Source organism: Halorussus amylolyticus (assembly GCF_004143485.2).
GTDB classification, from domain to species: domain Archaea; phylum Halobacteriota; class Halobacteria; order Halobacteriales; family Haladaptataceae; genus Halorussus; species Halorussus amylolyticus.
This window is the reverse complement of the sequence record NZ_ML974130.1, coordinates 679,974-702,246: the sequence shown is the minus strand read 5'-3', so window position 1 is coordinate 702,246 and position 22,273 is coordinate 679,974. Positions and strand designations below refer to the sequence as shown.

At 64.6% G+C, this 22,273-nt stretch carries 26 protein-coding genes; 15 read left to right on the top strand and 11 right to left on the bottom strand.

Features of this window, described 5'->3' with window-relative positions:
* The first annotated feature begins 32 nt into the window (after window positions 1–32).
* Both EKH81_RS03475 and EKH81_RS03470 read left to right on the top strand, forming a co-directional pair.
* Entirely contained in the window at window positions 33–617 is a 585-nt protein-coding gene (locus tag EKH81_RS03475) for a hypothetical protein (protein ID WP_162224392.1), read from the top strand.
* Window positions 618–773: 156 nt separating this feature from the next.
* Window positions 774–2,483, top strand: coding sequence for an NADH-quinone oxidoreductase subunit D (locus EKH81_RS03470; protein ID WP_162224391.1), 1,710 nt, complete (start codon window positions 774–776; stop codon window positions 2,481–2,483).
* 43 nt (window positions 2,484–2,526) lie between these two features.
* Here the strand turns inward: EKH81_RS03470 and sucD are convergent, their stop codons facing one another.
* Window positions 2,527–3,396: a succinate--CoA ligase subunit alpha gene (gene sucD, locus EKH81_RS03465; protein WP_162224390.1), complete on the bottom strand. Its 870-nt coding sequence runs from the start codon at window positions 3,394–3,396 to the stop codon at window positions 2,527–2,529.
* Window positions 3,393–4,535: an ADP-forming succinate--CoA ligase subunit beta gene (sucC, locus tag EKH81_RS03460; protein WP_162224389.1), complete on the bottom strand. Its 1,143-nt coding sequence runs from the start codon at window positions 4,533–4,535 to the stop codon at window positions 3,393–3,395. Before sucC ends, sucD begins: the two co-directional genes overlap by 4 nt.
* A 347-nt stretch (window positions 4,536–4,882) precedes the next feature.
* Between sucC and EKH81_RS03455 the strand changes: the two genes are divergently transcribed.
* Window positions 4,883–5,452: a hypothetical protein gene (locus tag EKH81_RS03455; RefSeq protein ID WP_162224388.1), complete on the top strand. Its 570-nt coding sequence runs from the start codon at window positions 4,883–4,885 to the stop codon at window positions 5,450–5,452.
* A 92-nt stretch (window positions 5,453–5,544) separates the two neighbouring features.
* Window positions 5,545–5,871, top strand: coding sequence for a DUF8000 family membrane protein (locus EKH81_RS03450; RefSeq protein WP_162224387.1), 327 nt, complete (start codon window positions 5,545–5,547; stop codon window positions 5,869–5,871).
* 22 nt (window positions 5,872–5,893) lie between these two features.
* On the opposite strand, the gene EKH81_RS03445 is transcribed toward EKH81_RS03450, so the two are convergent.
* The 3 genes from EKH81_RS03445 to EKH81_RS03435 form a co-directional block, all read right to left on the bottom strand.
* The gene (locus EKH81_RS03445) at window positions 5,894–6,094 is read right to left on the bottom strand and encodes a hypothetical protein (RefSeq protein ID WP_162224386.1); all 201 of its coding nucleotides are present in this window, start codon (window positions 6,092–6,094) and stop codon (window positions 5,894–5,896) included.
* A 62-nt stretch (window positions 6,095–6,156) separates the two neighbouring features.
* A complete protein-coding gene (locus tag EKH81_RS03440) occupies window positions 6,157–6,360 on the bottom strand; it encodes a hypothetical protein (protein ID WP_162224385.1) in 204 nt (67 codons plus the stop codon).
* Between the two features lie 32 nt (window positions 6,361–6,392).
* Window positions 6,393–7,586: a redox-regulated ATPase YchF gene (locus EKH81_RS03435; protein ID WP_162224384.1), complete on the bottom strand. Its 1,194-nt coding sequence runs from the start codon at window positions 7,584–7,586 to the stop codon at window positions 6,393–6,395.
* A gap of 222 nt (window positions 7,587–7,808) precedes the next feature.
* Between EKH81_RS03435 and EKH81_RS03430 the strand changes: the two genes are divergently transcribed.
* Window positions 7,809–9,068: a CDP-glycerol glycerophosphotransferase family protein gene (locus EKH81_RS03430; RefSeq protein WP_162224383.1), complete on the top strand. Its 1,260-nt coding sequence runs from the start codon at window positions 7,809–7,811 to the stop codon at window positions 9,066–9,068.
* A gap of 25 nt (window positions 9,069–9,093) precedes the next feature.
* On the opposite strand, the gene EKH81_RS03425 is transcribed toward EKH81_RS03430, so the two are convergent.
* Complete coding sequence (locus EKH81_RS03425) at window positions 9,094–10,512, bottom strand: cryptochrome/photolyase family protein (RefSeq protein ID WP_162224382.1); 1,419 nt, start codon at window positions 10,510–10,512, stop codon at window positions 9,094–9,096.
* 99 nt (window positions 10,513–10,611) lie between these two features.
* Here EKH81_RS03425 and EKH81_RS03420 point away from each other — a divergent pair, with 99 nt between their 5' ends.
* Both EKH81_RS03420 and EKH81_RS03415 read left to right on the top strand, forming a co-directional pair.
* A complete protein-coding gene (locus EKH81_RS03420; RefSeq protein ID WP_162224381.1) occupies window positions 10,612–11,028 on the top strand; it encodes a DUF8059 family membrane protein in 417 nt (138 codons plus the stop codon).
* Window positions 11,029–11,460: 432 nt separating this feature from the next.
* The gene (locus tag EKH81_RS03415) at window positions 11,461–11,991 is read left to right on the top strand and encodes a DUF5812 family protein (protein WP_162224380.1); all 531 of its coding nucleotides are present in this window, start codon (window positions 11,461–11,463) and stop codon (window positions 11,989–11,991) included.
* Window positions 11,992–12,436: 445 nt separating this feature from the next.
* Here the strand turns inward: EKH81_RS03415 and EKH81_RS03410 are convergent, their stop codons facing one another.
* The gene (locus tag EKH81_RS03410; protein ID WP_162224379.1) at window positions 12,437–12,697 is read right to left on the bottom strand and encodes a hypothetical protein; all 261 of its coding nucleotides are present in this window, start codon (window positions 12,695–12,697) and stop codon (window positions 12,437–12,439) included.
* 205 nt (window positions 12,698–12,902) lie between these two features.
* Between EKH81_RS03410 and EKH81_RS03405 the strand changes: the two genes are divergently transcribed.
* The 4 genes from EKH81_RS03405 (at window position 12,903) to EKH81_RS03390 (ending at window position 14,659) form a co-directional block, all read left to right on the top strand.
* Entirely contained in the window at window positions 12,903–13,214 is a 312-nt protein-coding gene (locus tag EKH81_RS03405; RefSeq protein ID WP_162224378.1) for a type 2 periplasmic-binding domain-containing protein, read from the top strand.
* Window positions 13,215–13,465: 251 nt separating this feature from the next.
* Window positions 13,466–13,777: a HalOD1 output domain-containing protein gene (locus tag EKH81_RS03400; protein ID WP_162224377.1), complete on the top strand. Its 312-nt coding sequence runs from the start codon at window positions 13,466–13,468 to the stop codon at window positions 13,775–13,777.
* Window positions 13,778–13,842: 65 nt separating this feature from the next.
* Window positions 13,843–14,403, top strand: a complete 561-nt coding sequence (locus tag EKH81_RS03395) for a hypothetical protein (RefSeq protein WP_162224376.1) — start codon at window positions 13,843–13,845, stop codon at window positions 14,401–14,403.
* A 76-nt stretch (window positions 14,404–14,479) separates the two neighbouring features.
* The gene (locus EKH81_RS03390) at window positions 14,480–14,659 is read left to right on the top strand and encodes a hypothetical protein (RefSeq protein WP_162224375.1); all 180 of its coding nucleotides are present in this window, start codon (window positions 14,480–14,482) and stop codon (window positions 14,657–14,659) included.
* A 14-nt stretch (window positions 14,660–14,673) separates the two neighbouring features.
* Here the strand turns inward: EKH81_RS03390 and EKH81_RS03385 are convergent, their stop codons facing one another.
* The 3 genes from EKH81_RS03385 to EKH81_RS03375 form a co-directional block, all read right to left on the bottom strand.
* The gene (locus EKH81_RS03385) at window positions 14,674–15,156 is read right to left on the bottom strand and encodes a PIN domain-containing protein (protein WP_162224374.1); all 483 of its coding nucleotides are present in this window, start codon (window positions 15,154–15,156) and stop codon (window positions 14,674–14,676) included.
* Complete coding sequence (locus EKH81_RS03380; protein ID WP_162224373.1) at window positions 15,153–15,404, bottom strand: hypothetical protein; 252 nt, start codon at window positions 15,402–15,404, stop codon at window positions 15,153–15,155. The genes EKH81_RS03385 and EKH81_RS03380 overlap by 4 nt, the downstream gene beginning before the upstream one ends.
* 407 nt (window positions 15,405–15,811) lie before the next feature.
* On the bottom strand, window positions 15,812–16,144 hold the full coding sequence (locus tag EKH81_RS03375; RefSeq protein WP_162224372.1) for a helix-turn-helix domain-containing protein: 333 nt from the start codon (window positions 16,142–16,144) through the stop codon (window positions 15,812–15,814).
* 589 nt (window positions 16,145–16,733) lie between these two features.
* Between EKH81_RS03375 and EKH81_RS03370 the strand changes: the two genes are divergently transcribed.
* Both EKH81_RS03370 and EKH81_RS03365 read left to right on the top strand, forming a co-directional pair.
* Entirely contained in the window at window positions 16,734–18,308 is a 1,575-nt protein-coding gene (locus tag EKH81_RS03370) for a spermidine synthase (RefSeq protein WP_162224371.1), read from the top strand.
* 82 nt (window positions 18,309–18,390) lie between these two features.
* Window positions 18,391–18,762, top strand: coding sequence for a rhodanese-like domain-containing protein (locus EKH81_RS03365; RefSeq protein WP_162224370.1), 372 nt, complete (start codon window positions 18,391–18,393; stop codon window positions 18,760–18,762).
* A 77-nt stretch (window positions 18,763–18,839) separates the two neighbouring features.
* Here EKH81_RS03365 and EKH81_RS03360 read toward each other — a convergent pair whose 3' ends face one another.
* Window positions 18,840–20,219 carry a uracil-xanthine permease family protein gene (locus EKH81_RS03360; RefSeq protein WP_162224369.1) on the bottom strand — a complete coding sequence of 460 codons (1,380 nt, stop codon included), beginning with the start codon at window positions 20,217–20,219 and terminating at the stop codon, window positions 18,840–18,842.
* Window positions 20,220–20,550: 331 nt separating this feature from the next.
* Here EKH81_RS03360 and EKH81_RS03355 point away from each other — a divergent pair, with 331 nt between their 5' ends.
* Both EKH81_RS03355 and arsB read left to right on the top strand, forming a co-directional pair.
* The gene (locus tag EKH81_RS03355) at window positions 20,551–21,009 is read left to right on the top strand and encodes an ArsR/SmtB family transcription factor (RefSeq protein ID WP_162224368.1); all 459 of its coding nucleotides are present in this window, start codon (window positions 20,551–20,553) and stop codon (window positions 21,007–21,009) included.
* Window positions 21,002–22,162 (top strand): ACR3 family arsenite efflux transporter, encoded by a 1,161-nt coding sequence (arsB, locus tag EKH81_RS03350; RefSeq protein WP_162224367.1) that lies wholly within the window; start codon window positions 21,002–21,004, stop codon window positions 22,160–22,162. Before EKH81_RS03355 ends, arsB begins: the two co-directional genes overlap by 8 nt.
* Window positions 22,163–22,273 lie beyond the last annotated feature (111 nt).

The window sequence follows — 22,273 nt, the reverse complement described above, 5'->3', positions numbered from 1 at the left end:
TCGCGGCGAGTAGTTCGACGGGGGAGAGACTAATGACACAACAGAATCCGAACCGAGAGCAGTGGCGCAACCGCGACCAAGAGAGCCAACAGGGGAGCCAGCGAGACCGGTACTCCTCAGGCGGACGAGAGCGAGGACGAAGCCAGCAGCAGGGCCAGCAAGGTCAGCACGGACAACACGGTCAGCAAAAACAGCAGGGTCAGCATGGCCAACAGAGTCAGCAGGGCCGCCGATACGGAAGTCGGCGGAGACGCGGCCAGCAGGGCCAGCAAGGTCAGCAAGGTCAGCAGAGTCGCCACCAGCAAGGTGGCGAAGGAGGTCGGTATCAGCAGTCGGGCCAACAGCACCAGCAATCCGGCCAACAACAGGGCCAGCGCGAGCAGAACCAGTACGGCGGAAGCTCCGAGGGGAGTTTCAGCCCGGTCCAGCAGACCGCGATGCGCGGCGAGAGCCAGCAGGGCGGCGAACGCCACTCCCAGCAGGGCCAGCACGGGAGCCAGCAGGGCCAACAGCACGAACAGGGCCAACAGAGCCAGTCGCAGGGCCGGGGCTACGAGGAACAGCGCCACGGCGGCCGGGCGCGCGGCCAAGAGCGCGAGCAGACGCCCCAGTACTGAGCCCGACGACCCGATTCCGCGCTTTTTTCGACGGACCGTCAGAAGATGACAAGCGGTAGTCCTATTGCCGTCAGTCGGGTACTCCAGACGGGGGAATGGGGGCGCGTACGCGACAGTCGAGGACCGCCGAGTCGCGCTACCCCCGTGTGAGTTACAATGAGCGAGACATCGGAATCAGAACCGGGAGTAGCCGAACAGACGCAGGTCGAGCACGTCGATTTCGACGCACTCGAAGCCCTGCTCGGCGACCGGGTGACGAGCAGGGAGAACCACATCAACGCCGAGGGATTCGTGATACGACCGAACGAGGTCCAGTCGGTCCTCGGGACGCTCAAGCGGGAGGCGGGGTTCGACCACCTCTCGCTTCTGACTGCCCAGGAGTACGCCGACCGCTACGAGAGCATCTACCACCTCACGAAGTACGCCGACCGGAGTCAGGAACTCAGCGTGGTCGTTCCGGCGGACAAGGAGAACCCGGTCAGCGAGTCGGCCGCGCCGATTTACAAGACCGCCGAGTGGCACGAGCGCGAGGCGTACGACCTCGTGGGTATCGAGTACGTGGGCCACCCCGACCTCCGGCGGATTCTCCTGCCCGAGACGTGGCAGGGCCACCCCCTCGGCCTCGATTACGACCAAGACAAGCCCCAAATCGTCACCCTGAAAGAGCACGTGAATCCACTGACCGACACCCAGCACCGGACCGAATCCCAGTCGAAAGCGGACGAGAATTCGAATTCGGGGTCGGACACGATGTTCCTCAACATCGGGCCACACCACCCAGCGACCCACGGTGTCCTCCACCTCAAGACCGTCCTCGACGGCGAGCAGGTCGCCGACGTGGAACCAGACATCGGCTACCTCCACCGATGTGAGGAACAGATGTGTCAGGACAAGAACTACCGGTACGAAATCATGCCGTACCCCGACAGGTGGGACTACACTGCCAACATGCCCAACGAATGGGCGTACGCCCGGACCGCCGAGGCGCTGGCCGACATCGAGGTGCCCGAGTACGCCCAAATCCTCCGGACGATGGCGGTCGAGTTCGGCCGCATCATGGGCCACATGCTCGCGCTCGGGACGTTCGCGCTCGACGTGTACGGCGACTTCACCGCCATCTTCATGTACTCGGTTCGGGACCGCGAAATCGTCCAGAACATCCTCGAAGACCTGACGGGCCAGCGCATGATGTTCAACTACTTCCGACTCGGCGGGGTCGTCTGGGACCTGCCCGAACCCCGCGAGGAGTGGTTCGACAAAGTCCGGGACTTCCTCGACGAACTCCCCGAACACGTCGAGGAGTACCACGACCTGATGACCGGCAACGAAATCTTCCAGAAGCGGACGGTCGATACCGGCGTCATCAACGCCGAAACCGCCAAGGCGTACGGCTGTACCGGCCCGGTCGCTCGCGCGTCGGGCATCGATTACGACCTCCGGCGCGACGACCCGTACGGCTACTACGACGAACTCGACTGGAACGTCGTGACCGAACCCTACGGCGACAACTACGCCCGCCTGCTGGTCCGAATGCAGGAGGTCGAAGAATCCGCGAAGATAATCGAACAGTGTCTCGACCTGCTCGAAGACTGGCCCGAAGACGAACGCACCATCCAGAGCAACGTCCCTCGAACTATCAAGCCCGACCCCGACACCGAAGTGTATCGCGCAGTCGAAGCCGCGAAGGGCGAGATGGGCGTCTACATTCGGTCGGACGGTACCTCTCAGCCCGCTCGGTTCAAGATTCGGAGCCCGTGTTTCAACAATCTCCACTCGCTGGAGGCGATGGCGACCGGCGAGTACGTCCCCGACTTGGTGGCGTCGCTCGGCAGTCTCGACATCGTGTTGGGGTCGGTGGACCGATAAAACCGCAGAACGAGAGAAACGGAAAACGGAAGAAACGAGCGCGCTACAGGAAGTCTTCTATGTGGTCGGCGACCTCGTTGGGGGTGTCGCCCACCGGAACGCCAGCGTCGTTCAGCGCGTCGATTTTGCTTTCTGCTGTGCCGGTGCCGCTTCCAGAGACGATGGCTCCGGCGTGACCCATGCGTTTGCCCGGCGGCGCGGTCCGGCCCGCGATGAAGCCAGCGACCGGCGTGTCCATGTTCTCCGCGATGAATTGAGCGGCGTCTTCTTCGTCCTCGCCGCCGATTTCGCCGCACATCACGACCGCTTCGGTGTCCTCGTCGGCCTCGAACAGTTCGAGGGCGTCGATGAAGTCGGTCCCGATGATGGGGTCGCCGCCGATACCGATGGCGGTGGTCTGGCCGATTCCTCGGCTCGTGAGATTGTCCACGACTTGGTAGGTCAGCGTCCCGGAGCGCGAGACGAGACCGACGTTACCCGATTCGAAGATGTTGCCCGGCAGGATGCCGAGTTTCGACTCACCGGGGGTGATGATGCCGGGACAGTTCGGGCCGAGAAGCCGCGTATCGACTTCCGAGAGGCGCTTGTTGACCTTCGCCATGTCCTGGGTCGGAATGCCCTCGGTGATGGCGACCACGAGGTCGAGCGGCGCGTCGAGCGCCTCGAACACGGCGTCCGCGGCGAACGCGGGCGGGACGAACACGACCGACGCGTCGGCATCCTCCTCGCGCGCGGCCTGCTCGACGGTGTCGTAGACCGGCACGCCTTCGACTTCTTGGCCGCCCTTGCCGGGCACCGCGCCAGCCACGACGTTGGTGCCGTACTCCATCATCTGCTGGGTGTGGAACTTCCCTTCGCCACCCGTGATGCCCTGTACGACGACTCTGGTGTCCTCGTCGACTAGAATACTCATGCTTCCACCTCCGCGTACTCGACCGCGCGCTGAACCGCGTCTTCGAGGGTCTCCTCGACCGTCACGAGTTCGTCGTTCAGAATCTCGCGACCCTCCTCGGCGTTGGTGCCCGCGAGTCGGACGACCACGCGCTTGGGAATCTCGTCGAACTGTTCGAGCGCGGAGTTGATACCCTTCGCGACCTCGTCGCCCCGGGTGATGCCGCCGAAGATGTTGAATACGACCGCATCGACGTTCTCGTCGGAGAACACCATGTCGAGCGCGTTCGCCACGCGGTCGGCCTTCGCGCCGCCCCCGATGTCGAGGAAGTTGGCGGGCGACCCGCCGTAGTAGTCCACGAGGTCGAGCGTCGTCATCACGAGACCTGCGCCGTTACCGATGATGCCGGTGTTACCCGAGAGCCGAACGTAGTCGAAGCCGTACTCCCCGGCCTTGCGTTCGAGGTCGTCCTCGTACGTCTCGTCCTCCATCTCGGCGAGGTCCGGCTGGCGGAACAGTGCGTCGTCGTCGATGTTCATCACGGCGTCGGCGGCGACGACCTCGTCGTCCTCGGTAATCATCAGGGGATTGACCTCGATGTCGCTCGCGTCGCGGTCGTCCCAGAGCTGAAACAGCGTCGAGAGGACGGAGGCCACGTCGGAGGCGACTTCGCGGGGGACTCCGGCGTCGTAGACGACCTTCCGGGCCTGATAGCCGTGCATCCCGAACGCGGGGTCGACGTGCTCGCGCGCGATGGCGTCGGGGTCCTCCTCGGCGACTTCCTCGATGTTGACCCCGCCCTTGGTCGAGACCATCGCGACCGGCTCGCCCTCGCCGCGGTCCATCGTGACGCCGACGTAGAGTTCGTTCTTGAAGTTCACGGCCTCCTCGACCAGCACCTCCTCGACGGTGTAGCCCTTGAGGTCCATACCGAGGATGTCCTCGGCGGCCTGTTCGGCCTCCTCGCGGTCGTCGGCGAGCTTGATGCCCCCGGCCTTTCCGCGGCCGCCGACGTGTACCTGTGCCTTCACCGCGACGGGATAGCCGATTTCCTCCGCGGCATCGACGACCTCGTCTACGGACGACGCCAGCGCCGACGCTGGCGTCGGAATTCCTGCATCGGCGAAGACGCGCTTCGCCTGATACTCGTGGAGTTTCATGCGTTCGAAACGGCGTTCGCCGGTCGCTTAAATCCCGTCGATTCGTTGCTAAAGCGGGCGTCGTCACCTGCTGTCTCGTCGGGTAGTGCTCGCTGTGACACCCAGTATTGTCCCCCGTGACACCTTACCGGGTTTTGAAATACCACGCGCTCACCAGACTCGCGGCGGCAAACGCGACCAGAACGGACGCGAAATCTGTCCGCATCGTGTCGAACGCAATCGCGGCACTGAGCGCACTGGAAACCGAAAGCAGGACGAGCGCGACCCATCTGAACTCCTCCACCGGTCCCAACTGCTAAGGAAATAGGCGATATACATTGAAACGAGAGTGGCGGCGCTCACAACCCATGACTCAGGAACGCTTCGAGACGGAAACGATACGTCGCGATACGACCGTTGACGTCGAACGCCCGGTCGAACTCGGCACCGACGGGACTCCCGTCGAGACCGAGACGCTCGGTCTCCCGGCCACCGAGCGGGTCGAGGTGGTGACGTGCGAACGCTACCCCGGCTACTGCCCGCGACGTGACGGCTACGTCCCCATTGAGGAGGCGGTCGTGGTCGGAGTCGATACGGTCCATCGGGCGACCGGCACCGAGTCGGCGGTCGCGCTGGCGTACTGCCCGGAGTGTGCGGCCAGCGAGTTCGACTACGTTCGCGAGCGTGACGACCCCGAGACGAGGGACCGAGCGCGCCGCGAGCGATACGGCTACGTCTTCGGGCCGGACAGGCGGTCGGGAATCGACCGGGTGCTGTCCGACGACGCGAAGTCCGCGGCGCGCAAGGCTTTCGGCGCGCTCGCGGCGTTCGCGGCGGTCGGCGCGCTCTCGGCGATGGTGGGGGTCGGCGGACTTCTCCTGTGGGGACTCCTCGCGGCCGCGACCGTCGCGGTCGCGATGCGAGTCGCGTCGGCGTAGTCGCGATTCGAACCCTGGCGTGTTTCGCCGAATCGTGCAGGTGTCGCGGGAAAAACGATTAGTAGCCCGTGGTTCGAGTACCCGGACGAGAGATGGGACGAAGTATCGGGCTTCCGGGCGACTGGCTCGGTCGCCTCCTCTACGCGTTCCAACTGGTCGCGCTTCTGCTGGTCCTGCTCTTCGTGGCGCTCCCCTTCGATGACTTCGCCAGCGTCCTGTTGGCGTTCTTGTTCGCGTCGTTGGTGACCGCGACGGCCGTCGGCGTGTGGCGGACGACCACCGACGGCGACGGTCGAACCCACCTCGGGACGGCCGAGGACATCACGTACGACCCGTTCGCGGACCCCGGACAGGCGGCCAAAGACAGGTGGGAGAAGGCGGTCCGTCGGCTTCCCGGAGGGGACGACGACCGGGACTGAGCGCCGGGTCGTCGTTCGAATCTCACTCCTCGGCGTAGAATCGCACCAGTCCGCAGTCGGGACACCGCCGGGGCGACACTTCCAACGCCTTCGCCACCCCGACCGCGGCGAGCACGCCGTCCTCGTCGGTTTCGGTTCGGACCTTCAGGTCGCCCTGCCCGGTGAACAGGTCGGCTTCCGCCAGCGTCACCCCGCAGTCGGGACACCGCGCGTCGTCGGCCATACGGTCTGTGGTCGCCGCTGCGCGAAAAACATGTCGGTTAGTCGGTAATGTGCGCTCCGGCGTCACTCCTCGGCGTAGAGGCGGACGAGTCCACATTCTGGGCACATCCGGGGCGACACGTCGAGCGACTTGTTCACCCCCAGCGACCCGAGCAGACCGCCAGCTTTCTCGCCGGTCTTGACGCTGAGACCGAATCCGTCGCCGGTCTGAATCTTGGTTCGCTCCATCGTCACGCCACAATCGGGACACCGCGGGTCTACGTCCATACCCGCAAAGAGGCGTTCCCGACTCTTAAATCTCAGTTCGTGGAGACTATGTCAATTACGTCCCGACCGTCGAGTTCGGTGTTCGCGCCGACCTGCCGGTTGGTTCGGCAGTCGATGCCGTGAAGGAAGCCCTCGCCCAAATCGGAGTGGATGTGGTACGCGAAGTCCTCGGCGGTCGAACCCTCGGGCAGGAGGAAGCAGTCGGGCAGGACCTCGCCGCGTTCGTTGCCGAGTCCGTTCGCGCCGCCGGGGAAGATGGGCACCATGCCGAGTTCGTCGAACAGCGCGGTTTCGAGCGCGCGCTGAACGCCGGTGCCGTCGTACTCGGCCACGAACGATTCGATGGCTTCGAGTCCGGCGCGCTGTTCGTCGGCGACCTCGCCCACGATTTCGAAGTCGGAGTCGCCGGGTCGGTACTCGACCGCGCCCTGTTCGTCGGCGTTCTTGAGCGCCTTCTCGGCGTGGGCGCTGACCGGGACGAACGTGAGGTGGTCGTAGTCGGGGTCGCTCGTTATCTCCTCGAAGTTGGCCTGCGCTTCGGGCGTGTCCATCTTGTTCGCGGCGATTACCATCGGCTTGGTCACCTTCCGAATCTCGCGGGCGAGGTCCTCGCGGTCGGCGTCGTCCCACGTCTCGGGGTCGAGTTCGAGGTCGAGCGAGAGGATTTCGCGCTTGATTTCGTCCTTGTTGATTCGGAACGCGCTCATCTGTTCGGCGAGTTCGATTTCAATCTCGTCGTCTTCGCCGTCGTAGCCCGATTCGTAGCGCGTGATGCCCTTTTCGAGCACTTCGAGGTACCACATGTCGAGTTCCTCTTCTAGGAACTCCACGTCCTCGCGGGGGTCGTGGTCCTCGACGGGTTCGCCTTCGAGGTCGGTCGTGCCTGAGAAGTCCACGACGTGGACCAGCACGTCGGCCTCGTTGAGGTCGGTGAGGAACTGATTTCCCAGCCCTCTCCCCTCGTGTGCGCCGGGGACGAGACCCGCCACGTCCACCAGTTTCGCGGGGACGAATCGGGTGCCGTCCTCGCAGAAGCCGACGTTCGGGGTGCACTCCTCGTCGAACTCCGGGGCGGCGCACTCGACCCGGACGTAGGCTTCGCCGACCGAGGGGTCGATTGTCGTGAAGGGGTACGCGCCCTCGGGTACGTCGTTCATCGTTGCCGCGTTGAAGAACGTCGATTTGCCCACCGAGGGCTTGCCGACGAGACCGATTTTGTAGCTCATTACACCGTGGGTGGCGTCGGCCAACTAAAACACCTGCTAAAGCCGAAAGCGGGCGTGAGAGCGTCCCACGCCCCGATTTGCCGTGGGTAGTGATACCACGAACCGCCGTCGGGCTTTTTGACGGTTCGCGTCGTGAGATGGGTAGATGGGGTTGGAACTGCTGGCGATTTTCGAGACGAGACGGGGGACTGCGGACGGTGAACAGACGAGGGGGAATCGAACGTGAGTCAGAAAACGACGAGCGCGAGCGTTCGCGCGCGAACGCTCGCGCTCGCTGGCGCGGCGTCGTTTCTCCTACAAACCGCGCTCTACGCCGTCCTGAAGGCGCTCTCGCGATTTCGGACCCGCGACGACTCGCTGTGGGCGTTCGGCGCGCGCGGCGGCGAGGCGTTCGCCGACAACTCGAAGTACCTCTACCTCCACGTCGCGGCCGAACACCCCGACGTTCGGGCGGTCTGGCTCTCGAAGAATCGAGAAGTCGTCGCCGACCTGCAGGACCACGGCTACGAGGCGTACCACTGCCACTCGCTCCGGGGTCTGCTCGCGAACCTCCGGGCGGGCGTCGTCTTCCTCACGCAGGGCCACCGCGACCTCCTCATGCCGTGCTGTGCGGGCGCATTCACGGTAATGCTCTGGCACGGAGTTCCTCTCAAGCGCATCTCGTGGGACGCCGAATTCGTGCGCGACCCCGCCCCGATTCAGGCCGCTCGCGCCTACATAGCCAGGGAGTTCGACCTGCTCACGATTCCCGGCGGGGGCGTGGCCGACCCGTTCGAGTCGGGGCTTCGAATCCCCCGCGACCGGATGGTCGCCACGGGCTACCCCCGGAACGACGCGCTGTTCGGCCCGATTCGGGGCGAGGAGGTCGGCACCGACTCGGCGGCGCTCGCGCGCGTTCGGGACCTCGCGGAGCGCCATCCCGTCGTCTGCTACCTGCCGACCTATCGGGAGGGCGAGGAGACCGTCGCCGAGAATCTGGACGCCCGGGCGCTCGACGACCTCTTCGCCGACCGAGACGCCTACCTCGTGGTCAAAACCCACCCGAAAGAGCGCCTCGACCTCCCCCCGGACCTCTCGCGTATCGTCCACCTTTCCGAGAAAACCGACGTGTACCCGCTTCTCCGAGAGACCGACGCACTGCTCACCGATTACTCGTCGGTGTACTTCGACTACCTCCTCCTCGACCGTCCGGTGGCGTTCTACCCCTTCGACCGGGAATCGTACACCGCCGACCGGGGCTTCTACTTCGACTACGACGAGGTCGTGGCGGGTCCGGTCGCCAGCGACTTCCCGGAACTCCTCGACGCGCTCGGGCGGGCGCTCGACGCGGTCGAAGCCCCCGACTCGGACCCCGACGCCGACCGCCGGAGGGCGGTGAGACGGGCCGTCTTCGACGCCGAGACTCAGGAGCAGCGTCGGGCGGCCGCGGTGTGCGATGTGGTCGAAGCGCGACTCCGAAAAGAGAACTCGGACACCTCGTAGAGGTCGAGTGAGCGCGGCGGCGACTTCAGTCGCCGCCGCGCGCTCGCTCGAACATCGCTATCGCCGCCTCGCGGCGCTCGCCGTGGTCCACGATTGGCGCGGGGTAGTCCGGCGCGAGGTCGTCGCGCTCGGCGGGGTCGAGGTCGGGCCAATCGTGGATTTTTTCCGGAGGCACGTCCCGGAGTTCGGGGATGAACTCTCGAATGTACTCGGCGTCGGGGTCGTAGCGTTCGCCCTGCGTCGTCGGATTGAAGACGCGAAAGTAGGGTTGGGCGTCGGTACCGGTCGAGGCGGCCCACTGCCACCCGCCGGTGTCGTTGGCGGTGTCGTGGTCCGCCAGTTTCTCGCGGAACCACGCGTACCCCTCGCGCCAGTCGAGCAGGAGGTCTTTCGCGAGGAACGAGGCGACTATCATCCGGACGCGGTTGTGCATCCACGCCTCCGCGCGGAGTTGGCGCATCCCGGCGTCCACGATTGGGTAGCCAGTCAGGCCGTCCTTCCACGCTTGCAGGCCGTCGGGGTCGTCGCGCCACTCGATTGGCTCGTCGTAGTCCTTGTAATTGTTCACCGTCACGTCCGGGCGCGCGTCGAGGACGTGGGCGTAGAACTCCCGCCACGCGAGCTGGCGCTGGTAGGACTCGACCGCCTCGCGCTCGGCGTCGGTTTCGGCCCTCTTTTCGGCGTCTCGAATCGCGGTCCAGACCTCTCGAATCCCGACCGTCCCGAACTTGAGATGGACCGAGAGCCGCGAGGTTCCCTCTCTGGCGGGGAAATCGCGGTCCTCGTCGTACCGAAAGACGGCGTCTTCGCAGAATCCGGCGAGTCGCTCGCGGGCGGCCGCGGTGCCCATCTCGGGCACCGCGGCCTCGGGCGCGTCGAATCCGAGGTCCGCGAGCGAGGGGAGGGGTTCGGTGGCGAAATCAGGGAGAGCGTCAGCGTCGGCGACTGTCTCCGAGTCGGGCGCGTCGAACGGTGCGTCCTTCTCGCGGTCGAGCCACTTCTTCCCGAAGTAGGTGAACACCGAGTAGTGGTCGCCCGCGTTGGTCAGAATCGACCCCGGTTCGTGGAGGAGTTCGTCCTGAAAGTCGGTCACCGAGAGTCCGGCGTCGTCGAGCGCCTGCCGGGTCTCGCGGTCGCGCTCGCGTGCGAGACCCGAGTAGTCGCGGTTCCAGCGAACGCCGTCCGCGCCGCATTCCTCGGCGAGTCGGGGGAGTTCCTCGCGGGGGTCGCCGTGCGCGACGACCAAATCGCTCCCGCATTCGCGGTACGACTCGCTGAGCGAGTCGAGCGCCGCGAGGAGGGCCGCGGTTCGGGGCGGCGAGGCGTGGTCGAGAACCTCGCCGTCGAAGACGAAGACGGGGAGCGCCGGGTCGTCGGACGTCGCTTCGGCCAGCGCCCGGTTGTCGGCGACCCGGAGGTCTCGGCGGTGCCAGTGAAGGTGCATACCTCGGTGTGGGGTCGCGGCGATTGTCAAACGGTGGGGTCGGGTCGGTGAAGTTATACCGGAATTATTAAATAATTTTGTCGTCAGTTACTCTCTCACATGACACGAATCCTCAAGACTTCGGGATTCCTCGGCTTGACGGTGATGATGCTCGTCGGACTGTATCAGAACATGCTCGTCGCGTCGCAGGGGGCCGCGCCAGCGTGGATGGTCGGCGGGCACGCCCATCTCGGCGTGCTGTCCATCCTCGCAATCGTGATGGGATTCGCGGTGGACGCACTCGGCGTGGCGGGGCGGATGCGCTCGGCGGTGACGGGCCTGTACGTCGTCGGCCAGTGGTGTCTCCCGGTGACGGTGTGGCTCGCCGCCGGATTCGGACTCGCCTTTCTCCACCCGACCGCGTTCCTCTGGGGACTGTGCCTCATCGCGGCGATGCTCCTGATGGCGTACCACACCGCCACCGCGACGGGCGGCGCGACCGGTCGCCCGCGTGCGGGCGCTCCGGCCGACGACTGAGCGCCGTAGTGCTTATTCGGTTCTCACCAGTACGGAGTCGTCCAACTCCGCGTACCTTCGGGAATGTACTGTGGATTGTTATATCTTGGCGCGCGTTAGACGTGCTTGGAAGCGAACGCTCGGTTGGTCAACCGCGGTGGGTGGGACTGAAAGGGGCCGCCCGGTCGCGCTCGTCTTGGTCGTCTCAGCGACCCCTATCTGCGCGGACGGTGCTGAGAGCGCAGATATGTCGCTGAGCGACCGCGACCGGGCCGGGGCTTTCTGGCTGTTGTTGATTCCTAGATTTTCTGGAGTGCGTAGCGACCGGGCCGGGGCTTTCTGGCTGTTCTCTGCTTTCGATTTGCCGTTCGCATCGACGACACCGAACTCACAACCTCGCACCCGCCAATCCCAAACGCAATCGGGAAAAGTCGCGCACACCTACACCGGTCCATGACCGACGAGATTCCCGAAACCGATTTCGACGCAGACTCAGACCCCGAGGAGACCGAGAAGACGAGCACGTTCCTCGTCACGAACGCCGACGAGGACTCGGCAGTCCTGAAGGACGTACAGAGCGGGCAGGTCCACACCCTCTCGTCGAATCCCGGCGTCTCCGAGACCGACGCGGTCGAGGCGACGGTCGCGCCCGACCCGCCGATGAATCTGACGTGGTCGGTGGTCGAGGTCGAGGAACGCCGGAGCCTCTCGACCGAGGAGAGCGACGAACCGCCGACGGTTCACGAGCGCGAGATGGCGGCCGAGCAGGAGGTGGGCGAAGTCAGGCGAACCGAGCGCGCCGGGACGGGCGAGATTCACGTCCTGACGGTGCCGCCCGAGGACACCGACGACGCGGTTTCGGACGTGCTCGACGACGAGGGGACCCTCTCGCGGGCGGCGCGACTCGGCGTTTCGCGGGTGGAAGTCCGGACGGGCGAAGGGGAGTCGGGCGAAGGCGTAGTGAGCGTTCGCTACATGCCGTAAGTCGAGGCGAGTGCAGTTCGGAATCGAAACTGAAGACTGACACTCGGCTGACCATCCCACGAAAACGCTCGCCCGACCAATCCACAGGGTGGGACTGAAAGGGGCCGCGCGCTCGCGCTTGTCTTGGTCGTCTCCTCGGCCCCTATCGCGGGCCGGGCAGTGCGGAGAGGCCCGCGATATGTCGAGGAGCGACCGCGAGCGCGCGGGGGCTTTCTAAAACGTCACGGCGGAGTTTTCGTAGAAATCGAGAATAACTGTTCTGACAGCGAGAAGCTAGCTACTCCCGGTACATATGAGACCGCACCGCACCGCCACCGCAAGCCACACCCTCCCCAACCGATTGCGCTTCTCGGCCTTCGGCCTGCGATGCTCATCCCTCGCACGGACGATGGCGTGGCACGAGGCCACGCCAGCGCGCGCCGGGGTGAAAATCAGCTCTGCGCGGTCAGGAATCGTCGGGTTCCAAATCGTCAGCGTCCAGTTCCTCGTCCAGATACTCTCGTCCGAGGTCACTCAGCCGATAGTAGCCACCTTCGTGTTTTTCCAGCAATCCGTATTTCGCTAACTCTAGACATCGCTGGCCCGCGTAATTTCGATGCATGTCGATATTGCGTGCAATGACCGCAGGTGGAACCTCACCGGCGTCGCGAGTGTACTCCAAGATAGCGTCGTCCGCCGGTTTCATCCACTCTGCACGCTGGCGCATGGCCGGAAAGCGGGGAAAGAACCGGATAACCCCTCCGATGCAACGGAGAAAGTTAGCAAACGTCTCTGAATATATTTGCGTTTAGTATGATTAAAGTTGGCATGCAAACTACAGGTGAGTACGGAAGTCCCTCTCGCGCTTCGGTCCGACGACGAAAACCCGGTCGGTACCGAGGGCCGGGCCGGGAGGCTTCCGGGAGCCACCCATGACAGGTACCGACCGGACCGATTGGGAACGCATCGTTCGCCAAACGCTCTGGCAGTCGCTCAGCCGACTCGCCGACGACACCCAGCGCACGACCGAGGAGGTCGCCGACAGCCTCTACTGGGGCCACGACCTCGACGCCGAACAGGTCGAGCGCATGCGACAGGCCGTGTTCGACCTCCAGTACGCCACCGAGGAGTACCTCGCGCGCCTCTGTGCGGACACCGAGGCGTGGGCGGACAACGACGACCGAACGCCCTCGTGGCACCCCACCGACGAACTGCCCTACGACGACAATCGCGACGACGAGTGACTGCTCGCGGTGTCGCGCCCGAGTAGTCCCGCACTCGGGCGCGACCGTCGGCGCGGTTGCGAGCGAGCGACCATATTTCCGCCACTCAAATTAATGAAATATCGACAACATATATCGCGGTCGAGCGCCAACGTCCGACCGATGAGTGACCGCCCTCCCGCCCTTGACGGCCCGGACGACTGCATCAGCGCCCCCACCGCCAGCGCCACCACCACCGACCGAGAACCGCGCCCGCGAACGGGAGCGGTTCGATGACCGGCGAGTCGTCGGATTCCGCCGACCGGCGGCAGGTCGAGCAAGCACGCTACGACCCCGAGAGCGACCGCGAACTCGCCACCGTCGTCGTCTTCGCCATCGCCGACGCCAAGGGCGTAGACCCGCTCGACGGGACAATGCCGCCGCTCTACGACACCATCGACGCCGAAGCCCTCGAAGACACCTTCTTCGGTTCCACCGCCCCCAACACCGACCGCGAGGAACTCGGCGTCGTGTCGTTCCACTACGACGGGTACAGAGTCGTCGTCCGGAGCGACGGCTCGATTCGAGTGACCGAATCGCGGTGATTCGCCGCCGATTAGAAGCGTGTCATTCCCCAATCTTTATGTCACGGAACTCCGAAACATCTGGTATGGCAGAAGACACGCAAATCCGTGACTGTGACGACATCGACGAACGACCCGCCGACGCGGACCCGAAGACCAACGGCTACATCGAGCGCACGATTCTCCACTGCATGGCCGATAGAAGCGACGTGGCCGACGGGAGCGACGAGTCGTACGCGCCCGCGACGGTCGGCGACGTACTCGACGCCATCGCGTCGGTCATCGAGCGCGGCGACTACGCCAACGTCGGCCCGAAAACTGCGACGACCGGCACCGTCCGAAAGTCCACGATTCGGCGGGCGCTCACGCAGTTACGCGAGAAGAATCTCGTCCAGCGCGTCGAGGACCTCACGGAGTCCGAGCGCACGAGCGACCGCTTCGACCTCGGGACGCTTCGGGGCGACCCCGACGACGTGACCAACTACGCCCGGACCTCCGACGACGCCCGCGTGACCGACTGGATTTTGACCGACGACGGACGCCACGAAATCGACCGCCTCGATGCGCGCTACGCGGCCGAACTCGACGAACTCGCCGCGCGCTACGGCCGCCCGCGCGGCGAGACCACCGACCGAATCGACGCCTGAGCAGGATGACCGAGCGCCCGGCCGCCCCGACGCCACGACGAAATGTTTTTGACACCTCAGGAAGCTCTCACGAAGTATGCTCGCCGACTCGGTTCAGCGGTTCGCAATCGCCATCGTCGTCTTCGGGGGCTTTCTGACCCTCAGCAACGCGACCGGAGACTACGACGGCGGCCTGTTCTCGCTCGGCGTTCCCATCATGCTGTTCGGCCTCGCTTCGGGATTCGTCGGGGTCGCGATGGCGCTCGACGGACTGTGAGGAATGTTGTTGGTTCACGTGGTACGACCGCGCTCGTCGAGTAGTTCGATGCCGCGCCTGACGACCGCGTCGGTCACGAAGAGGCTAGTCTCACGCTGGAGCGTCCGCATGAGCGAGGCTGCCTCGTCGCGGTCGAGTCGCCCGCGAGAGTGGCCGAGTGCTATAACGCCGATTGAGCCGTGAACTTCGACTCCCGTCTGGGCGGCGACTTCTCGGGCGGCTAAATCATCAGTGAGCAGTACTGCGTCGCGCTCTTTCGAAACGGCGAGCGCCGACGCTTCACCGGGGTCTAACTCCTCGTCCTCGATGCACGTCATTGTTGTAGTGACGAGTTCGTACTCGATACTGTCGAGACCGTCAGGAAGGCCACCAACTTCGAGTTCGTCGTAGACGACCTCCGGAAGGTACAGTTGGTCGACCTCTGCGAGAAGCGCGAGCGACTCGATTTCCGCTAAGTGAATTATTGGCCCCGCGTCAGCAACTGCGACGAGACTCACGCATTGAGACCCCAATCGACATCCTGCTCCACGACCTCACGCTCACGCTCCGCACGCTCGACCTTCGACCGGCCGACCTGCTCGACCGCCTGCTCGCGGTCGAGTGTTCCTTCGAAGTACTGGGAGAGAACGATATCCTCCCAGAGCGTTTCCAGTCCCCGTTCGAGCGCCTGCTCGAAGACCTTCGATTCGGGGACGTCGCGCGCTTGGGCAATTTCTCGCACTCGGTCCGAAATCTCTGCCGACATACGTCGTAGTCGTGCGCGAAGTTATTTAAACCTCGGCTCGACCCTCCGTCCAATCTCCGGAGCGATTGCCCTCCTCAAAGACTCACGCACAGACCCTCGGATTCGCTGTAGTCATATTCCTATCAGAAATTTCAGGTTCATTCACTGTAACTCCCCATCATGACAGATGGACGTACTTCGCTCGATGCGTATTATATACAGTCGATTCAATCCGCAATCGTCTCGATACCGTTCGCGATTATGGCGGCACCCCTTTTCGAGGACGATAATGCGGCATTCTACTTCGTCTTTATATCCATCTCATTCGTGCTGTACTCCTTCATCTCGCTACTCAGAGCCGGAAGGCATCGGAACTCCGTTTGAAACTGTCCTGAATCCGTATTAACAGTGTTTAGCGAAAGACAAAATCACTCGCCTCTCGACGAGGCGGGGTATCGGTCGGGGCGACGTGCCGCCTGTGCGCGCTCGATTTCGTCCTGCTTGTCCACTCGCGCGTAGACCTCCTGCCAGTGTTCTCTCACGAAGACGTTGTTCCGGTCGAACACGTCGCGGGCGGTTTCGGTGATTCCGTAGAATTTACTCGGTTGACCCTTGGTCCGTTCGCCCGGAGGGAACTCGACGACTTCGACGATTTCCGCGTCGGCGAGCGTCTCTACGTGCTGGCGGATGGTCGCCCGGTGGAGGCCAGTGGTGAACTCCAGTTCTTTCATCGACGGCAGACCCTCGGGATGAAGAGCCATACCGTTACATTTGGTTGAAAGAAACGATGTGACGATGGCCGACGAACACCTTCACACTCTCATCGAAGACACGCTCAGGCCGAGCGAGCGCCGTGTGCCATCGTTGACTGTTTGGGTCTCCAGCGGTTCGTGGCTTTCGGGCGCTCGTGATGTCTAGGTGAAGGAGGCGATTCGGAATCGCAGTTACGATAGCAAAGAACAGCCAGAAAGCCCCGGTCACATCAGTCTGAGCCACAAAATCGACTGCAAAGAACAGCCAGAAAGCCCCGGTCACATCAGTCTGAGCCACAAAATCGACTGCAAAGAACAGCCAGAAAGCCCCGGCCCGGTCGCGGTCGCTCCGCGGGATATTTCCGCGCTCTCCGCACCGCTCGCGCGGAAATACTGGCCCGCGGAGACGACCACGGGCCTGCGGCCCGCGACCGGGCCGCCCCTTTCAGTCCCACCCGACGTTGAGTGTGTCACCGGCCGTTTTCCGTGGTTTGTGTCACCGACCGTTTCCCGGCGAGCTGTCCCACCGAATCACTTCCGAAAAACACGTCCCGTGAGGAGCCAACGCTTAATGAGCCACTGGCCCTACGCCACACCAATGGACCTGTTCGGATACCGAACGTCGAAGCCCGAGGTCGCGGTGTTCGTCTCGGGGGTCGCGAGCATGGGCCTCGAAATCCTCGCGGGGCGAATCGTGGCTCCCCAGTTCGGCAGCAGCATCTACACCTGGGGGAGCATCATCGGCGTCTTCCTCGCGGCGCTGAGTTTGGGCTACCACCACGGGGGCAAGCGTGCGGCGTTCAGCGCGACCAACGCCAAGATGTCCCGGCTGTTTCTCGGCACCGCGGCGTACGTCGCGGTCCTCATCTTCGCGGGCGACATGCTTCTCGCCGGGGCGTCGGGCTTCCCGCTCCCCGCCCGGTTCGCGTCGCTTCCGGCCATCACGCTGCTGTTCGGGCCGCCGACGTACCTCCTCGGGTTCATCAGCCCCTACGCCGCCGAACTCTCGGCGAAGGAAGGCATCGGCGAGGCGTCGGGTCACGTCTACGCGCTCGGCACCATCGGGAGCATCGTGGGCGCGTTCGGCACGACGTACTTTCTCATCCCGGCGCTGAGCGTCGAACGCATCGCGCTCATCTTCGGCCTCCTTCTGGTCGCGACCGCGCTGGGGCTTCGACTCCCCGCGATTTCGCGCCGGTCGGGATTCGCCATCCTCGCGGTCGCACTCCTGCTCGTCGCCGCGACGGCCACGCCCTCGTTCGGCTACTCGGTCCGAGGCGAGACCGTCTACCAGACCCAGACGCCGTATCAGGAACTCGAAGTCGCCGACCTCGGCGACACTCGGACGCTGTATCTCGACGGCCAGCGACACAGCGCGATGGACCTGAACGACCCCGACCGCAACGTCTTCGAGTACACCCGGTACTTCCACTTGCCCCACCTCGCCACCGACGACATCGACCGGGTGCTGTTCATCGGCGGCGGCGGCTTCACCGGTCCGAAGCACTTCGCCGAGGAGTACGACGTGACCGTGGACGTGGCCGAAATCGACCCCGAGGTCATCGACACCGCCGAGCGCTACTTCGGCGTCGAGGAGTCCGAGAAGCTGAATATTTACAACGAGGGCGGCCGCCAGTTCCTCCGGGACGCCAACGAGACCTACGACCTCATCGTCCTCGACGCCTACAAGAAGGACAAGGTGCCGTTCGAACTCACCACGGTCGAGTTCATGGAGTTGGCGAACGACCGACTCTCCGAGGAGGGCGTCCTCTTTGCGAACGTCATCTCGGCCCCGAGCGGTCCCGCCTCGAAGTTCTACCGTGCCGAGTACAAGACGATGAGCCGCGTCTTCCCACAGGTGTACAGCTTTCCGACAGCGGGCGGGAGCGTCGTCCAGAACGTCGAGATGATGGCGACGAAAGACGAGACGCGACTCTCCGAATCCGACTTCCGGGAGCGCAACCGCGAGCGCGACACCGCCGTCAATCTGAGCGACGCGGTCGCGAACTACCAGTCGCCGCCCGAGACCGACGACGTGCCGGTCCTCCGCGACGACCACGCGCCGGTCGATAGCCTGCTCGACCCGATGGTGGGCCAACGGTACGTGGTCGAAGAATCTGAGTCGAACGCGAGTGAAACGAACGCGGCCGAGTCGGTTCGAGTGGTGGCGTAGGCCGGTGTCTTCGACCGGAGTCACCGATGGGTCGCCGCCCGGAGCGCCACCGATATATCGTTCCGGTTCGGAATCGTGACTCGTGAGCAAGATACGCCCCGAGGAACTCGACGAGCGGCGGTCGCGCGGCGACGACCTCGTGATTCTCGACGTTCGGCCGCGAGAGGACTACCAGGCCGGGCACATCGACGGGAGCCAAAACGCCCCGGTGTACCGCGACCTCGCGAAGGGCGACACCGAGGCTCTCGAAGCGCATCTGGACGAGATTCCGACCGGCGCGGAAGTCGTCACCGTCTGCAAGAAAGGCGTCGTCGCGCGGAAGGCGACGAGCTATCTGAGCGAGCGGGGCCGCGAAGCGGCCACGCTCGCCGGGGGAATGTGGGGGTGGCGACAGTACGAGAACGGGACACTGCTCTACCGGCTCTCGTCGTGGGTCCGCAACTTTTTGGGGTGACTGACCGATTCTGCGCTGACTGACCGCCTCGCGGCGACTGCCCGACGAGTCGGGCAGTCGCCGCGATGCTGTCCTCCTCAGTCGTCCGTCGAGACCGGAGCCTCGCCCGCATCGACGGGCGTCTCGGGCGGCGCGTCGAACAGCGGACTCTGCTCGCCGGGGGTCAGGGTGTTGAGGACGAGCGCGGTCAGGGCGGTCAGGACGACCGGCTGACCGAAGAAGGTCTGGGCGGCGCTCGGAAGCCCCTGAATCGCGTCGGGGCGGGTCGCGATGCCGAGACCCAGTCCGAGCGAGACGGCGACGATGACCATGTTCCGGCGGTCGAGGTCCACGTGGAGGAAGATGAGGCGCGCGCCGCTCGCGGCCACCATCCCCGCCATCAGCAGGACTGCACCGCCGAAGACGGCGCTCGGAATGGTGGCGACCGCCGCGCCCACCTTCGGGCTGAGACCGAGGAGCGCGAGGATGCCACCCGCGACGCCGACGACGTGGCGGCTCATCACGCCCGTGAAGTTCACGATGCCCGCGTTCTGCGAAAACGACGTGACCGGGAACGCCGCGAACACCGAGCCGAGCGAACTCAGGAGTCCGTCCGTAAAGAGGCCGCCGCGAAGTTCCTCGCTGTCGGGGTTGCGGCCCTCCGCGGCGGTGATGCCCGACATGTCACCGACCGTCTCCATCGCCGAGACGAGAAACAGGAACGCGAAGGTCACGATTGGGACGGGTTCGAACGAGAACCCGAACGCGCCGGGTCGCGGAACCGCGAACCACGCCGCGTCCGCGACCGGCGAGAAGTCCACGAGACCGAGCGGGAGCGCGACGACGTAGCCGACCGCGAGACCGACGAGCGTGCTGAGAAGCCGGGTCACGCCGTCGGTGAACAGATTCAGCGCGACCGCGACGAACAGGACGAGCGCGGCGAGACCGACGTTGTGGGTCGCACCGTAGTCGGCCGCACCCACGCCGCCAGCCGCGTAGTCCATCGCGACCGGGACGAGGTAGAGACCGATGATGATTACCACGAGTCCGGTCACGAGCGGCGGGAAAAAGGGCTTGATGCGCTTGAACTGCCAGCCGATGAGTCCCTCGACCGCGAAGCCGGTGACGAGAATCGCGCCGAAGACCGCTCCCAAGCCGTAATCGACGCCGATGCTCGACGCCGCGCCGACGAACGTGAAGCTCGTCCCCATCACGATGGGGAGTTTCGCGCCGACCGGGCCGACGGTGTACGCCTGCAGAACCGTCGCGAGTCCCGAGAACAGCAGGACCATCTGGACGATGTAGGCGGTGTCGCCCGCGCTCAGGCCGACCGCGCCCGCGACGATGAACGCGACAGCGGTCGCCGGAACTATCATGACCGCGACGTGCTGTAGCCCCAGCAGGAGCGACTTCGGCCACGGCGGTCGGTCGTCGAGTTCGTATTCGAGGTCTATCTCGCCGTCTGTGTCGGTTGCCATCCTATACCCCCGACAAAGCGAGGGTTATCAGATAATAGTTTCGCGTTCGAGCGCATATTTGGTCTCGAAAATCAAAAAATATGCATAATCATGGATTACTCGTAGGGGCGCTTCGGTGGCTATCGCTCGGTGACACCGACCGGAGAGCGCCAGCGAGCCGGGAGGTTCGGAACGCCCGACTATTATTTCCGAGATTGGTTTAGAGAATCCACAACTACAGACCTCGACTTTCCCGACGAGGTGGCTCCTTTTTCTCGCTTACGGAGATATTTCCGCGATATCCGCGCTCACATCGGAAGCATTAATTGAGCATCTATTCAACTCACTTTCGATGGCACACGCAACCGAGCGACTGGAGCGATACCTCGCCGACGAACTCGGCGAGTGTCGAAACGAAGATGTCGAACGCCGCCTCGACGAACTCGGGACGCTCGAAGCCGCGGTCGGCGCGGACCGGGTCGCCGCCGAACTCGACGTGCTCTCGGCGCTCGCCAACGAGACGCGCTACACGCTCGTCCGGGTCCTCGTGGCCGCGGGCGAGGAACTCTGCGTCTGCGAACTCAACGCGGTCGTGGATGTGACCGAGAGCGGTCTCAGTCACGCGCTCTCGGCGCTCGTGGATTCGGGTCTCGTCTCCGGTCGGAAAGACGGCCGCTGGAAGAAGTACCGCGCGACCAACCGCGCTGTCGCGCTCGTCACGGTCCTCGACGGGAGCGTGAGCGTCAGCCGAGAGAGCGACGACCGAGGGAACGACGACGGAGAGAGCGACGATGGAGGGAGCGATGAGTGACGCCGCCCACGACCACGGTCCGGACTGCGGCTGTGAGAGCTGTGGCGACCCGCGCTCGATGGACTTCCTCAATAAGTACCTCACCGTCTGGATTTTCGGCGCGATGGCGGTCGGCGTGGGTCTCGGCTTCGTCGCGCCGTCGGTGACCCAGCCGATTCAGAATCTCCATCTCGTGGAAATCGGCCTCATCCTCATGATGTACCCGCCGCTGGCGAAGGCCGACTACTCGCGGCTCCCGACCGTGTTCCGAAACTGGCGGGTCCTCGGCCTGAGCCTCGTCCAGAACTGGCTCATCGGCCCGACGCTGATGTTCGGGCTGGCGGTGTTCTTCTTCAGCGGTCTCGTCCCCGGACTCCCGGCCCGTCCCGAGTTCTTCCTCGGACTCGTCTTCATCGGGATGGCCCGGTGTATCGCGATGGTCCTCGTCTGGAACGAACTCGCGGAGGGTTCGACCGAGTACGTCACCGGACTAGTCGCGTTCAACAGCCTCTTTCAAATCATCACCTACGGGGTGTACGTCTGGTTCTTCGCGCTTGTCCTGCCCCCGCTGTTGGGGATGGAGGCGCTCGTCGCCGGAATCACCACTTTCGACGTGACTCCGGTGCAGGTGTTCGAGGCCATCGTCGTCTTCCTCGGCATCCCGTTCGCGGCCGGGTTCCTCACCCGGTACGTCGGCACGCGCGCGAAGGGCGAGGAGTGGTACGACGAGACGCTCGTCCCGAAAATCGACCCCCTGACGCTGGTCGCACTGCTGTTCACGGTCGTCGTGATGTTCGCCACGCAGGGCGAGAACATCGTCGCCGCGCCCGGTGACGTGGTGCTCATCGCCATCCCGCTGACCATCTACTTCGTCGTGATGTTCCTCGTAAGCTTCGGGATGGGCCGGGGCATCGGCGCGGACTATTCGACGACGACCGCCATCGGCTTCACCGCGGCGAGCAACAACTTCGAACTCGCAATCGCGGTCGCGGTCGCGGTGTTCGGCGTCGGGTCGGGCGTGGCGTTCACCACGGTCGTCGGCCCGCTCATCGAAGTTCCGGTGTTGCTCGCGCTCGTCAACGTCGCGCTGTACTTCCAGCGGAAGTTCGACTGGGGCGGCTTCGACACCGGCAGTCTCGATTCGTCGGCCTCCGGGCCGACGACCGACGACTGAAAACTGGCGACCGACGACTGGGACAAAGTACCGTGCGAGAGCAGGCGGGGGGGGGGGCGCGCCGCCCCCGCGGGCGGCCCCCCCCCCCCGCCACCCGGGGGTGAAGCCGGG

Excerpts from the sequence above, each read along its gene's own strand:
- EKH81_RS03475 (WP_162224392.1), top strand. The coding sequence starts at position 33 with ATGACACAACAGAATCCGAACCGAGAGCAGTGGCGCAACCGCGACCAA.
- EKH81_RS03470 (WP_162224391.1), top strand. The coding sequence starts at position 774 with ATGAGCGAGACATCGGAATCAGAACCGGGAGTAGCCGAACAGACGCAG.
- sucD (WP_162224390.1), bottom strand. The coding sequence starts at position 3,396 with ATGAGTATTCTAGTCGACGAGGACACCAGAGTCGTCGTACAGGGCATC.
- sucC (WP_162224389.1), bottom strand. The coding sequence starts at position 4,535 with ATGAAACTCCACGAGTATCAGGCGAAGCGCGTCTTCGCCGATGCAGGA.
- EKH81_RS03455 (WP_162224388.1), top strand. The coding sequence starts at position 4,883 with ATGACTCAGGAACGCTTCGAGACGGAAACGATACGTCGCGATACGACC.
- EKH81_RS03450 (WP_162224387.1), top strand. The coding sequence starts at position 5,545 with ATGGGACGAAGTATCGGGCTTCCGGGCGACTGGCTCGGTCGCCTCCTC.
- EKH81_RS03445 (WP_162224386.1), bottom strand. The coding sequence starts at position 6,094 with ATGGCCGACGACGCGCGGTGTCCCGACTGCGGGGTGACGCTGGCGGAA.
- EKH81_RS03440 (WP_162224385.1), bottom strand. The coding sequence starts at position 6,360 with ATGGACGTAGACCCGCGGTGTCCCGATTGTGGCGTGACGATGGAGCGA.
- EKH81_RS03435 (WP_162224384.1), bottom strand. The coding sequence starts at position 7,586 with ATGAGCTACAAAATCGGTCTCGTCGGCAAGCCCTCGGTGGGCAAATCG.
- EKH81_RS03425 (WP_162224382.1), bottom strand. The coding sequence starts at position 10,512 with ATGCACCTTCACTGGCACCGCCGAGACCTCCGGGTCGCCGACAACCGG.
- EKH81_RS03420 (WP_162224381.1), top strand. The coding sequence starts at position 10,612 with ATGACACGAATCCTCAAGACTTCGGGATTCCTCGGCTTGACGGTGATG.
- EKH81_RS03415 (WP_162224380.1), top strand. The coding sequence starts at position 11,461 with ATGACCGACGAGATTCCCGAAACCGATTTCGACGCAGACTCAGACCCC.
- EKH81_RS03410 (WP_162224379.1), bottom strand. The coding sequence starts at position 12,697 with ATGCGCCAGCGTGCAGAGTGGATGAAACCGGCGGACGACGCTATCTTG.
- EKH81_RS03405 (WP_162224378.1), top strand. The coding sequence starts at position 12,903 with ATGACAGGTACCGACCGGACCGATTGGGAACGCATCGTTCGCCAAACG.
- EKH81_RS03400 (WP_162224377.1), top strand. The coding sequence starts at position 13,466 with ATGACCGGCGAGTCGTCGGATTCCGCCGACCGGCGGCAGGTCGAGCAA.
- EKH81_RS03395 (WP_162224376.1), top strand. The coding sequence starts at position 13,843 with ATGGCAGAAGACACGCAAATCCGTGACTGTGACGACATCGACGAACGA.
- EKH81_RS03390 (WP_162224375.1), top strand. The coding sequence starts at position 14,480 with ATGCTCGCCGACTCGGTTCAGCGGTTCGCAATCGCCATCGTCGTCTTC.
- EKH81_RS03380 (WP_162224373.1), bottom strand. The coding sequence starts at position 15,404 with ATGTCGGCAGAGATTTCGGACCGAGTGCGAGAAATTGCCCAAGCGCGC.
- EKH81_RS03375 (WP_162224372.1), bottom strand. The coding sequence starts at position 16,144 with ATGGCTCTTCATCCCGAGGGTCTGCCGTCGATGAAAGAACTGGAGTTC.
- EKH81_RS03370 (WP_162224371.1), top strand. The coding sequence starts at position 16,734 with ATGGACCTGTTCGGATACCGAACGTCGAAGCCCGAGGTCGCGGTGTTC.
- EKH81_RS03360 (WP_162224369.1), bottom strand. The coding sequence starts at position 20,219 with ATGGCAACCGACACAGACGGCGAGATAGACCTCGAATACGAACTCGAC.
- EKH81_RS03355 (WP_162224368.1), top strand. The coding sequence starts at position 20,551 with ATGGCACACGCAACCGAGCGACTGGAGCGATACCTCGCCGACGAACTC.
- arsB (WP_162224367.1), top strand. The coding sequence starts at position 21,002 with ATGAGTGACGCCGCCCACGACCACGGTCCGGACTGCGGCTGTGAGAGC.